This is a genomic window from Streptomyces sp. NPDC012637 (genome assembly GCF_042954805.1).
In the GTDB taxonomy this organism is placed as follows: Bacteria; Actinomycetota; Actinomycetes; order Streptomycetales; family Streptomycetaceae; genus Streptomyces.
This window is the reverse complement of sequence record NZ_JBIBDS010000010.1, coordinates 148,300-162,248: the sequence shown is the minus strand read 5'-3', so window position 1 is coordinate 162,248 and position 13,949 is coordinate 148,300. Positions and strand designations below refer to the sequence as shown.

General features: G+C 72.6%; 12 protein-coding genes. 10 read left to right on the top strand and 2 right to left on the bottom strand.

Annotated features, from left to right (window positions below; genetic code table 11):
* Positions 1-2: 2 nt before the first annotated feature.
* From ACFY8W_RS33745 to ACFY8W_RS33730, 4 genes are all read left to right on the top strand, one after another.
* Positions 3-908, top strand: a complete 906-nt coding sequence (locus tag ACFY8W_RS33745; protein WP_391114215.1) for an alpha/beta fold hydrolase — start codon at positions 3-5, stop codon at positions 906-908.
* Positions 905-1,786, top strand: a complete 882-nt coding sequence (locus ACFY8W_RS33740) for a short-chain dehydrogenase/reductase (RefSeq protein ID WP_391113751.1) — start codon at positions 905-907, stop codon at positions 1,784-1,786. The genes ACFY8W_RS33745 and ACFY8W_RS33740 overlap by 4 nt, the downstream gene beginning before the upstream one ends.
* Positions 1,787-2,176: 390 nt before the next feature.
* On the top strand, positions 2,177-2,398 hold the full coding sequence (locus tag ACFY8W_RS33735) for a hypothetical protein (RefSeq protein WP_391113749.1): 222 nt from the start codon (positions 2,177-2,179) through the stop codon (positions 2,396-2,398).
* A gap of 128 nt (positions 2,399-2,526) precedes the next feature.
* A complete protein-coding gene (locus ACFY8W_RS33730) occupies positions 2,527-3,072 on the top strand; it encodes a GNAT family N-acetyltransferase (protein ID WP_391113746.1) in 546 nt (181 codons plus the stop codon).
* Here ACFY8W_RS33730 and ACFY8W_RS33725 read toward each other — a convergent pair.
* Positions 3,015-6,377, bottom strand: coding sequence for a S41 family peptidase (locus ACFY8W_RS33725; protein WP_391113743.1), 3,363 nt, complete (start codon positions 6,375-6,377; stop codon positions 3,015-3,017). The genes ACFY8W_RS33730 and ACFY8W_RS33725 overlap by 58 nt on opposite strands.
* 170 nt (positions 6,378-6,547) lie before the next feature.
* On the opposite strand from ACFY8W_RS33725, the gene ACFY8W_RS33720 reads away from it, so the two are divergent.
* Both ACFY8W_RS33720 and ACFY8W_RS33715 read left to right on the top strand, forming a co-directional pair.
* Positions 6,548-7,120, top strand: coding sequence for a TetR/AcrR family transcriptional regulator C-terminal ligand-binding domain-containing protein (locus tag ACFY8W_RS33720; protein WP_391113741.1), 573 nt, complete (start codon positions 6,548-6,550; stop codon positions 7,118-7,120).
* A 113-nt stretch (positions 7,121-7,233) separates the two neighbouring features.
* Entirely contained in the window at positions 7,234-9,420 is a 2,187-nt protein-coding gene (locus ACFY8W_RS33715; RefSeq protein ID WP_391113738.1) for an MMPL family transporter, read from the top strand.
* Positions 9,421-9,564: 144 nt separating this feature from the next.
* Here the strand turns inward: ACFY8W_RS33715 and ACFY8W_RS33710 are convergent, their stop codons facing one another.
* A complete protein-coding gene (locus tag ACFY8W_RS33710; protein WP_391113736.1) occupies positions 9,565-9,945 on the bottom strand; it encodes an SsgA family sporulation/cell division regulator in 381 nt (126 codons plus the stop codon).
* 150 nt (positions 9,946-10,095) lie between these two features.
* Here ACFY8W_RS33710 and ACFY8W_RS33705 point away from each other — a divergent pair, with 150 nt between their 5' ends.
* The 4 genes from ACFY8W_RS33705 (at position 10,096) to ACFY8W_RS33690 (ending at position 13,929) form a co-directional block, all read left to right on the top strand.
* Positions 10,096-11,127 carry an energy-coupling factor ABC transporter permease gene (locus tag ACFY8W_RS33705; RefSeq protein WP_391113734.1) on the top strand — a complete coding sequence of 344 codons (1,032 nt, stop codon included), beginning with the start codon at positions 10,096-10,098 and terminating at the stop codon, positions 11,125-11,127.
* Between the two features lies 1 nt (position 11,128).
* On the top strand, positions 11,129-11,890 hold the full coding sequence (cbiQ, locus tag ACFY8W_RS33700; RefSeq protein WP_391113732.1) for a cobalt ECF transporter T component CbiQ: 762 nt from the start codon (positions 11,129-11,131) through the stop codon (positions 11,888-11,890).
* Positions 11,878-12,663, top strand: coding sequence for an ATP-binding cassette domain-containing protein (locus ACFY8W_RS33695; protein WP_391113729.1), 786 nt, complete (start codon positions 11,878-11,880; stop codon positions 12,661-12,663). The genes cbiQ and ACFY8W_RS33695 overlap by 13 nt, the downstream gene beginning before the upstream one ends.
* A 102-nt stretch (positions 12,664-12,765) precedes the next feature.
* Complete coding sequence (locus ACFY8W_RS33690) at positions 12,766-13,929, top strand: serine hydrolase (RefSeq protein WP_391113727.1); 1,164 nt, start codon at positions 12,766-12,768, stop codon at positions 13,927-13,929.
* The last annotated feature ends 20 nt before the right edge of the window (positions 13,930-13,949 follow it).

Below are 13,949 nucleotides of genomic sequence, written 5' to 3'. Positions count from 1 at the left end.
ACATGACCGTGACCTCCGCCGACGGCTCGTCGGTCCACGTCGAGGCGTACGGCCCCGAGGGCGCGCCCGCCGTGGTCCTGGCCCACGGCTGGACCTGCTCGACCCGCTTCTGGGACGCGCAGATACGGGACCTGGCCGCCGACCACCGCGTCATCGTCTACGACCAGCGCGGGCACGGCGGTTCGCCGGCGCCCGACCCGCTCGGCAAGGGCTACTCGACGGAGGCGCTCGCCGACGACCTGGAGGCCGTGCTCGGCGCAGTCCTCGGGCCCGGCGAGCGGGCCGTGGTGGCCGGGCACTCCATGGGCGGCATGACGATCATGGCCGCGGCCCGCCGGCCGCTGTTCCGGCAGCACGCGGCCGCCGCGCTGCTCTGTTCGACCGGGCCCTCGCGGCTGACGGACGAGGCCCTCGTCGTACCGCTGGGACCGGGCCGGCTGCGGACCCGGCTCACCCGTGCGGTCCTCGGGACGAAAGCGCCGCTCGGGCCGGTGACTCCGGTCTCGAAGCGGATCCTCAGGTACGCGACGATGGGCGCCGGTTCGGCGCCCGAGCGGGTGGACGCCTGCGCCCGCATCGTGCACGCCTGCCCGCGCGGCGCGCGGTACGGCTGGTCGCAGGTCCTCGCGGGGCTAGACCTGGAAGTGGGCGTCCGGGAGTTGCGGCTGCCCGTGGCGGTGCTCGTCGGCACCGCCGACCGGCTGACCCCGCCCCGCCACTCACGGGCGATGGCAGGTGCCCTGCCGCACTGCACGGGACTGGTCGAACTGGCTGGCATGGGCCACATGACACCGGTGGAGGCCCCCGAGGCCGTCACCGCGCAGATCCGCGAACTGACCCTCACCTACCTGGGCGCGAAGGACCGTCCAGGGCAGGAGCAGACTGTGAAGGAGGAGGCAGAGGCATGAGCAGGGTGAGCCTGGAAGGACAGGTGGCGGTCGTCACCGGAGGAGCCCGCGGCGTCGGCGAACTCCTCGCCCGCAAGCTCTCCGCACGGGGGGCGAAGATCGCGCTGGTCGGCCTGGAGCCGGAGCTCCTGAAGGAGGTCGCCGGCCGGCTGCACACCGAGGCGGACTGGTGGCACGCCGACGTGACCGACCACGAGGCGATGGCGAAGGTCGCGACCGAGGTGAAGGAGCGGTTCGGCAAGGTCGACATCGTGGTCGCCAACGCCGGTGTCGCGGCGGGCGGTCCGTTCGTCGACTCCGATCCGGTCGCCTGGCGGAGGGTCATCGAGGTCAACCTGATCGGCGGCGCCGTCACGGCGCGCGCGTTCCTGCCCGTCCTCATGGAATCCCGCGGCTACTTCCTGCAGATCGCCTCGCTGGCCGCGATGACCCCGGCGCCGATGATGACCGCGTACTGCGCCTCCAAGTCCGGCGTCGAGGCCTTCGCGCACAGCCTGCGCGCCGAGGTCGCGTACAAGGGTGTGAAGGTCGGCGTCGGTTACCTCTCCTGGACCGACACCGACATGGTGCGGGGCGCGGACCAGGACGACGTGATGCGCGAGCTGCGGTCGCGGCTGCCCTGGCCGTCGAACCGCACGTATCCGCTCGGCCCGGCCGTCGACCGGATCGTGGCGGGCGTCGAGCGGCGCTCGGCCCACGTGTACGCCCAGTGGTGGCTGCGCGGGATGCAGTCGAGCCGCGGCTATCTGCCGGGCGTCATCGCCGCCGTCGGGCAGCGCGAGATGCGGCGCTTCGAGCCGCGGCTGGCGTCCGTGTCCAAGGGACTGGTGGGCGCGGGCGGCGCGGCGGACGAGCAGGCGCGCGAGGAGCGCGTCTGACGGGCGCCGGGGCGGGCGGCGCGACAGCGCCGGTGGGACGGCTCCGGTGGGGCAGCGGCGGTGGGACGGTCGGCGGGCAGGGACCGGTGCGGCGGCTGGCGGGGCAGCCCTGGTGCGGCGACGGGTGGGGCGGTCGGTGCGGGGGCGGGTGTCGCCTCCGTCGCCTCCCTCGGCTCCACCGCCTCCCTCGGCTCCACCGCCTCCCTCGGCTCCGTGGCTCCGTGGCTCCGTCGCCTCCGTCGGCTGCCTCGGCTGCCTCAGCCACGTCGGCTTCGCGGTGACTGTCCGTATGTGATCGAAATGCGCTGTGTGTTCTGTCGTGTCAGTCTGATCGTGCCCAAGGGGCACTTCCGCCCCGCACCCCTCACACCCTTCTAGGAGTGAATCCGCATGGGCATCAAGGACGAGATGCAGAACAAGACGCAGCAGGCGAAGGACTCGCTGAGGTCGAAGAAGGACGAAGCGTCCCAGCGCGCCACCCAGTCCAAGGAGCGCGCTCAGGAGCGGTCCGGCCGGCCGGGCGAGCGGCCGGGCGAGCGGCCGGAGCGGTCGGACCGGAATCGGCAGGAAGCCGAGCAGCGGGACCGGCTCGACATGGACTACGACGCCTGACGTCGTTCTGTGAGGAAGGCGCACCCGGGACGCCGGGTGCGCCTTCGCGCATGCGGAGAAGTATGAAGATCCGTGCAGCCTGTGGATAACCGGGGGCGCGGGGTCACGGGGTTACGTACGGTGATGCCATGTCCGTGACTGAGTCCGTACTTGAGCGACTGCGACCCGACCACGCGCCCGCCCTGCTCGCCTTCGAGCGGGAGAACCGGGCCTATTTCGCCGCGTCCGTGCCCGACCGCGGGGACGCGTTCTTCGAGGAGGCCGGGTTCGCCGCCCGGCACCGGGCCCTGCTCGACGAGCAGGAGATCGGGACGATCCTCTTCCATGTGCTGGTGGCGGGCGACGGGGAGATACTCGGGCGGTTCAACCTGATCGACGTCGACCAGGAGTCCGGCAGCGCCGAACTGGGCTACCGGGTGGCCGAGAAGGCCGCCGGCCGTGGGCTGGCGACCGCGACGGTCCGGGAGCTGTGCATACGGGCCCGCGAGGAGTACGGGCTGAGCCGGCTGACCGCCGTCACAACCCTCGACAACGGACCGTCCCGGGCGGTTCTCGCCCGGGTCGGCTTCGGTGCGGTGGGCAGTGTGACGCTTCCGGGCGACCAGCCCGGTACGGCTTACGAGTTGCACCTCGGCGGCAGTTTCGGCCGGGAGTGGTCCGGCACCGACTCGTAGCCGGGCGGGCTCGCGGGCGGGCTCTCCTCCAGGAGGCCGAGGGCCAGGTGGACGGCGTCGTCGAGCTGGGCGTGCCGGCCCTCGGCCCAGTCGAGCGGGGTGCGCAGGATCGCGAGGTCCGGGGCGACGCCGTGGTTCTCGATGGACCAGCCGTATTCGGGGAACCAGGCCGCGTTCATCGGGACGGTGATCTGGGTGCCGTCGCCGAGCCGGTGGCGGCCCGTCATGCCGACGACTCCGCCCCAGGTGCGCTGGCCGACGACGGGGCCCAGGCGGAGCAGTTTGAAGGCGGCGGTGATCATGTCGCCGTCGGAGGAGGTGGCCTCGTCGGCGAGGGCGACGATGGGGCCGCGCGGGGCGTTGGAGGTGTAGCTGACGGGCTGGGCGTTGCGGGTGAGGTCCCAGCCGAGGATCTTGCGGGTGAGCTTCTCTATCACCAGCTCGCTGATGTGGCCGCCGGCGTTGCCGCGGACGTCCACGATGAGGGCCGGGCGGGAGACCTCCATCCGCAGGTCGCGGTTGAACTGGGCCCAGCCGGAGCCGCCCATGTCGGGGATGTGGAGGTAGCCGCAGCGCCCGCCGCTGACCTCGTGCACGACGGCGCGGCGCTTGGTCACCCAGTCCTGGTAGCGCAGCGGGCGTTCGTCGACGAGGGGCACGACGGCGATCCGGCGGGAGCGGCCCTCGCCCTCCGCGGGGGTGAAGGTGAGTTCGACGGTGGTGCCACCGGTTCCGGCGAGGAGGGGATAGGGACCGGCCACGGGGTCGACGGGCCTGCCGTCGACATGGGTGAGGACGGCGCCCTCGCGGATGCCGGTGCCGGCGAGCGGCGAGCGTGCCTTGGAGTCGGAGGAGTCGCCGGGCAGGATCCGCTTGACCTGCCAGCCGTCTTCGCGGGGCACGAAGTTGGCGCCGAGGAGGCCCTGGGGGCGCTGGTAGTGGGGCGGTCCCTCGTTGCGCCGGGCGGGCGTGACGTACGCGTGGGAGGTGCCGAGCTCGCCCATGACCTCGCGCAGCAGGTCGGCGAACTCGTCGGGGGTGGCCACCCGTTCGACGAGGGGGCGGTACTGGTCGAGCACGGCTGCCCAGTCGAGGCCGCCCATGTCCGGTTCCCAGAAGTACGCGCGGACGATCCGGCCCGCCTCGTCGAAGGCCTGTCGCCACTCGGCGGCCGGGTCGACCTCGTGCACGATGCGCCGCAGGTCGAGGTAGACGGTGGTATCGCCGTCGCCGGACTCGGTGGCGGGCACGGCCCGCAGGTCGCCCTCGTCGACCACGACGAGCCGGCTGCCGTCGCCGCTGACCGCGAACGAGTCGAGGTGGTCGACGAGTTCGGTCTTGCGGGCCTTGGTGATGTTGTAGTGCTCCAGCGTGGGCCGGGGCGAGGGGTCGTTGGGGTTGGCGAAGGTCTCGCCGAGCGCGCCGGAGATCGGCCAGCGCAGCCACACCAGTCCGCCGCCGGCCACGGGGTGGAGGGCGGAGTACTTGGAGGCGGTCACGGGGAAGGGCGTGACCCGGTCGGGCAGTCCCTCGATCTCGACGGTGACCGTGCCGTCCCCGGAGCCCGCCTCCTCGTCGGCGGGGTCCATGCCGCCGGCGGCCGGCCGGCCGTCGGGAAGCAGCGCGAAGGGAGAGGGGGTCGCGGAGGAGAGCGGTACGAGGTAGGGGCGGCAGCCCAGCGGGAAGGACAGGTCGCCGGTGTGCACGTCGTACACGGGGTCGAAGCCCCGCCAGGAGAGGAAGGCGAGATAGCGGCCGTCGCGGGTGAAGACCGGGTTCTCGTCCTCGAAGCGGCCGTTGGTGACGTCCACGACGACACGGGCGCCGGGGCCGGAGATGCGGGCCATCTTGATGGAGCGCAGCGAGCGGCCGATGCCCGGGTGGGACCAGGTGAGCCAGCCGCCGTCGGGGGAGAAGGCGAGGTCGCGGACGGGGCCGTTGACCGACCGGATCAGCTCGGTGACCTCTCCGTTCGACTCCTCGGTGACGTCGATCAGGAGGAGCCGGCCGTCGCTGGAGGCGATGGCGAGGCGCTCGCCGTCCGGGTCGGAGACCAGTTCCTCGACCCGGCCGAGTTCGCCGGAGGCGAGTCGGCGCGGTTCGCGGTCGCCGGTGGCCCGGGGCAGATAGGCGATCTCGACGGCGTCCTCGCCGTCGGCGTCGGTGACGTAGGCGACCTGGCCGCCGCTGCCGAGCATCTCGGGGAGCCGGACGCGGACGCCGGGGGTGTCGGTGATGGTGCGGGCGGGGCCGTCGCGGTGGGTGAGCCAGTAGAGGCTGCCGCGCACCGTGACGGCGCTGGCCCGGCCGGTCTCGTCGACGGACAGGGCGTCCACGTGGTGGGCGGTGGGCACCTGGTAGGGGCGCCGGCCGGTGCGCGGGCCGCCGAGGCGGACGTCGAGGCGGCGGGGCTTGGAGTCGGCGGTGAGTTCGTCGACGATCCACACCTCGCCCGCGCACTGGTAGACCACCCGGCGCCCGTCGCTGGAGGCGTTGCGGGCGTAGAACTCGTCGTGGTCGGTGTGGCGGCGCAGGTCGGTGCCGTCGGGGAGGCAGGAGTAGAGGTTGCCGATGCCCTCGTGGTCGGAGAGGAAGGCGATCCTGGTTCCGGCGCCGGTGCTGCCTTCGCCGGCGGGTGCCTGGACGAACATGGGTGCGTCCAGGTGGCCGCCGATGTCGGAGAGCAGCTGTTTCCCGTGCAGCCACAGCCGGCCCATGGCGCCGCCCCGGTAGCGCTTCCAGGAGGCGGGTTCGTGCGGCGGGGTGCCGGTGAGGAGCAGGGTGCGCCGGTGCGCGCCGGGGCTGTCGGACGGGGTGCTCTCGGGCTCCCAGGTGTTCTCGTCGAGGTCGGCGACGGCGATGTGGGAGACCGGGCCCCAGGGCATCCGGCCGCCGGGCGAGCCGTCGGTGGGCACGGTGTAGGCCCAGGAGAAGTACGAGAAGGGCTGGCCGTGCGAGGAGACGGCGAGGATGTCGGACCGGCCGTCCTTGTCGGGCGGCGACCAGCCGCAGACCCGGGTGTCCGTGGAGCCCCAGTAGGTGAGCCGCCGGGAGGGGCCGCCGTCCACGGGCGCGAGATGGATCTCCGGGTCGAGGCTGCGCCAGCTCGTGTAGGCGATGTGCCGTCCGTCCGGAGAGAAGCGCGGGTGCCCGACCCGGGTCCGGTCGGCGGTGATCCGCCAGGCGCGGCCGGGCCGGTCGCCCTCGGGCGCGAGGGGGGAGACCCAGAGGTCGTCCTCGGCCGCGAAGCACAACAGCTCGCCGTGGAGGTGCGGGAAGCGGAGATACGCGACGTCGTCACTCACCTCCTCATGCTTTCCGCGCGAAGGGGGTGCGGCAACTCGTACGTCAGTCCCAAAGCGCCGGAGAGCCGCTCGATTGTGGTCCAGGACACGTACGAAACGGTTTCGTTTCGCTTAGGGGGTGGGTATCGTCGTGGTGTACGAAACCGTTTCGTTCGGTCCGGAGGTCAGGCATGGCGCGCAGCAGGCTCACCCCAGAGCGGGAGGCCGAGCTGTACGAAGCCGTGCTCGAACTCCTCCGCGAGGTCGGTTACGACGCCCTCACCATGGACGCCGTCGCCGCCCGCACCAGGGCCAGCAAGGCCACCCTCTACCGCCAGTGGGGGAGCAAGCCCGAACTCGTCGCCAAGGCACTGCGCCACAACAAGCCGGTCTCGCTCGCCGAGATCGACACCGGCAGTCTGCGCGGCGACTTCCTGGCGATGCTGGAGCGGACCGACGACTGTCAGATGGAGAAGGACTCCGCGCTGATGCGGGGCCTGGCCCATGCCGTCCACAACAACCCCGAACTGCTCCAGGCGCTGCGCGAGCTGCTCATCGAACCCGAGATGACCGGCCTCGACGAGGTGCTGCGGCGAGCAGTGCGGAGGGGTGAGGTCGACGCCGGCAACCCGGCGCTCAAGCTCATCCCCCACATGCTGATCGGAGCGTTCATCGCCCGCCCGCTGATCGACGATCGGCCGGTCGACCACGCCTTCCTCAGCAGCTACGTCGACGCCGTCGTGCTCCCCTCACTCGGCGCCTGAACCTCACCGCACCCCGCGGTCCCGCACTTCCCGCACCACCTGACGTCGCACCGCTCACGCCGTCGGGCCGGCTCCCCATGCCCTGTCCCACCCAACACCGGGAGTACGCCCCCGTGGCCACGTTCCTTTACAAGCTCGGCCGCTCCGCCTTCCGGCGCCGACGGCTCGTCGCCCTGCTGTGGGTGGCGCTCCTCGCGCTCGCCGGAGTCGGCGCCGCCACCGCGCCCGCAGCGACCTCCAGTTCCTTCTCCATCCCCGGCACCGAGGCACAGCGCGCATTCGACCTGCTCGAACAGCGTTTCCCCGGCGGCAGCGCCGACGGAGCCACCGCCCGCGTGGTCTTCAAGGCCCCGGCCGGCCAGAGCATGAAGGACCCCGCCAACAAGGCCAAGGTCGAGAAGACCGTCGCCGAGCTGAAGTCGAGCTCCGACCAGATCGCCCGCGTCACCGACCCGTACACCGCGCAGGCGGTGTCCCGCGACGGCTCGACCGCCTACGTCTCCGTCGCGTACAAGGTCAACGCGATGGAGCTGACCGACGAGACGCGTGACGCGCTCAAGGAGACCGGCCACGACGCACAGGGCCAGGGCCTGACCGTCGAGATCGGCGGCGACGCCCTGCAGAGCATGCCGGAGCAGGGCGCGGGCGAGATCATCGGCGTGGTCATCGCGGGATTCGTGCTCGTCATCACCTTCGGCTCGCTCGTCGCCGCCGGACTGCCGCTGCTCACCGCGATCATCGGCGTCGGCATCGGCATCTCGACGATCACCGCCCTCGCCAACGTCCTCGACCTCGGCACCACCACTTCCACCCTCGCGATGATGATCGGCCTCGCGGTCGGCATCGACTACGCCCTCTTCATCGTCTCCCGCTACCGCGCGGAGCTCGCCGAGGGCCGCGAGAAGGAGGAGGCCGCGGGACGCGCGGTCGGCACCGCCGGCTCCGCCGTGGTCTTCGCCGGCCTCACCGTGGTCATCGCACTCGTCGGCCTGGCCGTCGTCAACATCCCCATGCTCACGAAGATGGGCTTCGCCGCCGCCGGCACCGTCGTCATCGCCGTGCTGATCGCGCTCACCCTCATCCCCGCCCTGCTCGGCTTCGCCGGGGACAAGGTCGTGGCCCGCAAGGAGCGCAAGGGGCCGAGGAAGGACTCGGAGGACAAGCCGAACGCCGGCACCCGCTGGGCCCGCTTCGTCATCCGCCGCCCCGTGATGGTCCTCCTCGTCGGCGTCCTCGGCCTCGGTGCCGTGGCCGTACCGGCCGCGTCCCTCGAGATGGGCCTGCCGGACGACGGCGTGAAGCCGGTCTCCGCCACGGAGCGCCGCGCCTACGACCTGCTGTCCGACGGCTTCGGCCCCGGTTTCAACGGCCCGCTGCTCGTGGTCGTCGACGGCGACAAGACCGCAGCCGACAAGACCGTCTCCACGATCAAGGGCCTGGAGGGCTGGGCCGCCGTCACCCCGCCGACCCCGAACAAGGCCGGCGACACCGCGATGATCACCGTGATCCCGAAGGACCGCCCGTCCTCCGTGGAGACCGAGGAGCTCGTCCACGACATCCGCGGCGCGACCGGCGACGACGTCCTGGTCACCGGCGCCACCGCGATGAACATCGACTTCTCGCAGAAGATGAACGACGCGCTGCTGCCCTACCTGGCGCTGGTCGTCGGACTCGCCTTCCTGCTCCTCATGGTGGTCTTCCGCTCGGTCCTGGTCCCGCTCAAGGCGGCCCTCGGCTTCCTGCTCTCCGTGGTCGCCGCCCTCGGTGCGGTCGTCGCGGTCTTCCAGTGGGGCTGGCTCGGCAGCCTGTTCGGGGTCGAGCAGACCGGCCCGATCATGTCGATGATGCCGATCTTCATGGTGGGCGTCGTCTTCGGCCTCGCGATGGACTACGAGGTCTTCCTGGTCACCCGGATGCGCGAGGCGTACGTCCACGGCGCGCGTCCCGGCGAGGCGATCGTCACGGGCTTCCGCCACGGTGCCCGGGTGGTCACCGCCGCCGCGGTGATCATGATCGCGGTCTTCTCGGGCTTCATCGGCTCCAGCGAGCAGATGGTGAAGATGATCGGCTTCGGCCTGGCCGTCGCCGTCCTCTTCGACGCGTTCGTCGTCCGCATGGCGATCGTGCCGGCCGTGCTCGCGCTGCTCGGCCACAAGGCCTGGTGGCTGCCGAAGTGGCTCGGCCGCGTGCTGCCGAACGTGGACGTCGAGGGCGAGGGCCTGGCCGCCGCGCGGGACGAGGACGCGGGCAAGGGCAAGGACGGGGGCAAGGGCGAGGACCGGGAGCTGGTCTCCGTCTGATCCGGCCTCCCGCTCGGACCGGGCGTCCGGCTCCTGCCCGACGCCCACCTCATGAGGACTCCGGGGCCGCCGCGCGAGCGGGTGGCGCGCCCCGGACCGCGCCGGGACCTGTGGGGACGGGGAGCCGACGCGGCGCGTACGCCGTCAGCGTGCCGACATCGGCGCGCCGACGGCGTACGTGTGCCTGAGGAAGCGGAGCAGGGCGGTGGTGTCGAACTGGACGACCGCGACGCCGTCGTCCGTGTGGAACTCCACCACCGTCTGCACCCGGCCGCACGGCCACACGCCTATGTCGCCGCGCCGGGCGGGCGCGCGCAGCCCGGTCTCCAGGAGGGCGCGGGGGAACGACCACTCGATGTTGCCGGGGAAGACGAAGCGGACGGTCGCGGGCTCGAAGCCGGGGTCGAAGCGGAGGGCCACCGGCACGGGGCGCGAGAGCGGGGCGTCGCTGATGATCCGCCCCCTGGCGTGGTCCTCGACCGCGCGCACCGCGCGGACTTCATGGTCATCGGCGGCGCGGGGCATCGGACGACTCCTCCCACTCATTCGCGTTATATGTCCCTAATCTCCCACTTTTTCCGGGCGTGCGCCCGGGCGGGCGAGGACTCCTCGCTCCACTCCTGACCCCTGAGCGCTCTTGCAAACAGTTCGCAGGAGCGCTCTATCATTCGGAACGTGCATGTACCTGACGGATTCATCAACGCCCCCGTATCGGCCGCCGCCGGTGTCGTCGCCGCCGGCGCCGTCGCCGTCAGTCTGCGCGGAGCCCGCCGCGAGCTCGACGAGCGGACCGCGCCGCTGGCCGGCCTCGTCGCGGCCTTCATCTTCGCCGTACAGATGCTCAACTTCCCCGTCGCGGCGGGAACAAGCGGACACCTCCTGGGCGGCGCGCTCGCGGCGATCCTCGTCGGGCCGTACACCGGCGTCCTGTGCATAGCCGTCGTCCTGCTCATGCAGGGCATCCTCTTCGCCGACGGCGGCCTGACCGCGCTCGGCGTGAACATCACCGTCATGGGCGTGGTGACCGTCCTCGTCGCCTACGCGCTCTTCCGCGGCCTCGTCCTCGTGCTGCCGCGCACGCGCCGCTCGGTGACCGTGGCCTCCTTCGTCGCCGCGCTGGTCTCCGTACCGGCCGCAGCCGCCGCCTTCACCGGGATCTACGCGATCGGCGGCACCACCGACGTGCCGATCGGCAAGGTCCTCACCGCGATGGTCGGCGTCCACACCCTCATCGGCATCGGCGAGGCCGTCATCACCATGCTCACCGTCGGCGCGGTCGTCGCCGTCCGGCCCGACCTGGTGTACGGCGCCCGAGGCCTGTCCACGCCGCTCAAGCTGCGCGTGGACGGCGAGCTCGTCGACGCGTCGCCCACGACCCCCGCGGCCGTCCCCGCCCGGTCCCCGAAGAAGCTGTGGACCGGCGGTGTCGTCACCGCGCTCGTCCTCGCCGGCTTCGTCTCCTTCTACGCCTCCGCCAGCCCCGACGGCCTGGAGAAGGTCGCCGCCGACGAGGGCATCGACGCGAAGGTCCGGCCGCACGCCGCCGCCGGCTCCCCGCTCGCCGACTACGGCGTGGCGGACGTCGACGACGCCCGCCTCTCCGGCGGCCTGGCCGGCGTCATCGGCGTGGGCGCGACCCTCGCCGTCGGCACCGGCGCCTTCTGGGCCGTACGCCGTCGGCGGCACGAGACCGGCGCGCAGGTCTGACATGGGAGCGGGGCACGCGCACAAGCTCTACCGGCAGGGGCACTCGCCGGTCCACACCCTGCCCCCGCACACCAAACTCGCCGCCGTCCTCGCCTTCGTCGTCGTGGTCGTCGCCACGCCGCGCGAGGCGATGTGGGCCTTCGCCCTCTACGCGGTCCTGCTCGGCGCCGTCGCCGTGCGGGCCGGCGTACCGGCCGGCTTCCTGCTGAAGCGGCTGCTCATCGAGATCCCGTTCGTCGCCTTCGCGGTGCTCATGCCCTTCGTGGTGCCCGGGGAGCAGACGACCGTCCTCGGCGTGTCGCTCTCGGTCCCCGGGCTGTGGGGCGCGTGGAACGTCCTCGCCAAGGGCACCCTCGGCGTCGCCGCGTCCGTGCTGCTCGCCGCCACGACCGAGCTGCGCGAGCTGCTCCTCGGCCTCCAGCGGCTCAAGCTGCCGCCGCTGCTCGTCCAGATCGCCTCCTTCATGATCCGTTACGGCGACGTGATCACAGACGAGATGCGGCGCATGTCGATCGCCCGGCGCTCGCGCGGCTTCGAGGCGAAGGGCGTACGGCACTGGGGCGTCCTCGCGAAGTCCGCCGGAGCCCTCTTCATCCGCTCGTACGAGCGCGGGGAGCGGGTGCACCTCGCCATGGTCAGCCGCGGCTACACCGGCTCGATGCCGGTCATCGACGAGGTGACCGCGACGGCGGCCCAATGGCGTCAGGCCGCCGCCCTGCCCGCGGCCGCCCTCCTCATCTGCCTCCTGGGATGGACCCTGTGACTGTGGACCGCGTGACCGAGAACCCCGTGTCCGAGCACCCCTCGCTGGACGTACGCGGCCTCGCGTACGCGTACCCCGACGGCCACCAGGCCCTCTTCGGCGTGAACCTGACCGTCGGCCGCGGCGAGCGCGTCGCCCTGCTCGGCCCCAACGGCGCCGGCAAGACCACCCTCGTGCTCCACCTCAACGGCATTCTCACCGGCGGCGCGGGCGGCGTCACCGTCGCCGGGCTTCCGGTCGGCAAGAAGCACCTCGCCGAGATCAGGCGCCGGGTCGGCATCGTCTTCCAGGACCCGGACGACCAGCTGTTCATGCCGACCGTCCGCGAGGACGTGGCCTTCGGCCCGGCGGCGGCCGGCGTGCGCGGCGCCGAGCTCGAGGCCGTGGTCCGCAAGGCCCTCGCCCGGGTCGGCATGGAGGAGTTCGCCGACCGGCCGCCGCACCACCTGTCCTTCGGACAGCGGCGCCGGGTGGCCGTCGCGACCGTGCTCGCCATGGAGCCGGAGATCCTCGTCCTCGACGAGCCGTCCTCCAACCTCGACCCGGCCTCGCGGCGCGAGCTCGCCGACATCCTGCGCTCCCTGGACGTCACCGTCCTCATGGTCACCCACGACCTGCCGTACGCCCTGGAGCTGTGCCCGCGCTCCGTCATCCTCAGCGAGGGCGTGATCGCCGCCGACGGACGGACCGCCGACATCCTCGCCGACGAGGAGCTCATGGCCCGGCACCGCCTGGAGCTGCCGTACGGCTTCGTGCCGAGCTCCGTCGCCTGAGGCGCGCACACCGCGCGGCCCCGGACCCCCGGAATCGGCCGTGCCGGACCCACGTTGCACCATGGGAGCGGTTCGGTCGTACGAGAGGAAGCGTGGGTTCAGGTGGACGTCCGGGGCACGGTGGCGGCGGGATTCGAGCCGGTCAGGGACGCGTTCCTGCGGAACTTCGAGCAGCGCGGGGAGCGGGGCGCGGCGGTCGCGGTCTACCGGGACGGCACGAAGGTCGTGGACCTCTGGGCGGGCACGCGCGACGTGGACGGGAACGCCCCCTGGGCGGTGGACACGGCCCAGGTCGTCCGCTCGGCCACGAAGGGCGTCGCCGCGGCCGTCCCCCTCCTGCTCCACCAGCGCGGCCAGCTCGACCTGGACGCGCCGGTGGCCACGTACTGGCCCGAGTTCAAGGCGGCGGGCAAGGAACGCGTGACCGTACGGCAGCTGCTCGCCCACCGGGCGGGCGTGCCGGTCCTCGACCGCCCGCTGACCCTCGCCGAGGCGGTCGACCTCGACACCGCCACGCACGCGATCGCCGCCCAGGCCCCCGCCTGGCAGCCCGGCACCGCCCACGGCTACCACGCCCACACCTTCAGCTGGCTGCTCTCCGGCCTGGTCCAGCGGGTCACCGGCCGCACCATCGGCCGCTGGGTCGCCGAGGAGATAGCCCGCCCGCTGGGTCTGGACCTGTGGATAGGCCTGCCGGACGACGAGACCCACCGGGTCGGCCGGCTCGGCCCCGTCGAGGAGATCGAACCGCCGGACAGCCCGGCGCTCCGGCTCCGCCCCAAGCCGGCGGTCGTCGCCGCCTACCAGGACCCGGAGTCCCTCACCCGCCGCGCGTTCGGCGTGATCGAACCGAAGCCCGACGAGAACGACCCGGTGTACCGCGCCGCCGAACTCCCCGGCTCCGCCGGCGTCGCCACCGCCCGTGCCCTCGCCCGCTTCTACGCCGCGACCCTGGGCTCCGTCGACGGCGGCCCCCGCCTCTTCGCCCCCGCGACCCTCACCCTGGCCCGCACCGAGGAATCCGCGGGCCCCGACCAGGTCCTCGTGGTCGGCACCCGCTTCGGCCTCGGCCACATGCTCCACGGCCCGGCCTCCCCGCTCCTCGGCCCCACCTCCTTCGGCCACCCGGGCCGCGGCGGCTCCCTCGGCTTCGCCGACCCGGAGTCGGGCATCTCCTTCGGCTACGTCACGAACGGCATGCGCAAGACGGTCACGGCGGACCCGCGCGCCCAGGCGCTGATACGGGCGGTGCGGGCGTCGCTGTGACCGTGGACGACCGCTCCGGC